This window comes from Curtobacterium sp. B18 (genome assembly GCF_000333375.1).
Taxonomy (GTDB): Bacteria; Actinomycetota; Actinomycetes; order Actinomycetales; family Microbacteriaceae; genus Curtobacterium.
In genome coordinates this window covers 1-345 of the sequence record NZ_BACZ01000741.1, presented here as the reverse complement: position 1 = coordinate 345, position 345 = coordinate 1, and the positions used below count along the sequence as shown (strand labels likewise).

1 pseudogene is annotated in these 345 nt (G+C 73.3%); it reads left to right on the top strand.

The window, feature by feature from the left end:
- Positions 1 to 291 (top strand): annotated as a pseudogene (locus I5E_RS19830) (maltokinase N-terminal cap-like domain-containing protein); the annotation flags it as partial.
- Positions 292 to 345: the final 54 nt, after the last annotated feature.

The window sequence follows — 345 nt, the reverse complement described above, 5'->3', positions numbered from 1 at the left end:
CTCCGCGACGTCGCCGGCATGCTCCGCTCGTTCGACTACGTCGCCTGTGCGCTCGCGCAGGACGCCGAGCCCGTCGACGCCGGGGCGTGGGCACACGACGCACGGTCGTCGTTCCTCGACGGGTACCAGCGGGGGACGGGATCGGACCTGCGGGCACACCGCGAACTGCTCGACGCGTTCGAGCTCGACAAGGCCGTCTACGAGGTCGTCTACGAGACCCGCAACCGTCCCGACTGGGTCGGCATCCCGCTCGCGGCGGTCACGCGCCTGGTCGCGCGCAGCGCGGCCTGACCGACCGACCGAGGGCTGCGGCCCGGGACGGGATCGGACGATCCACGGGAGGCG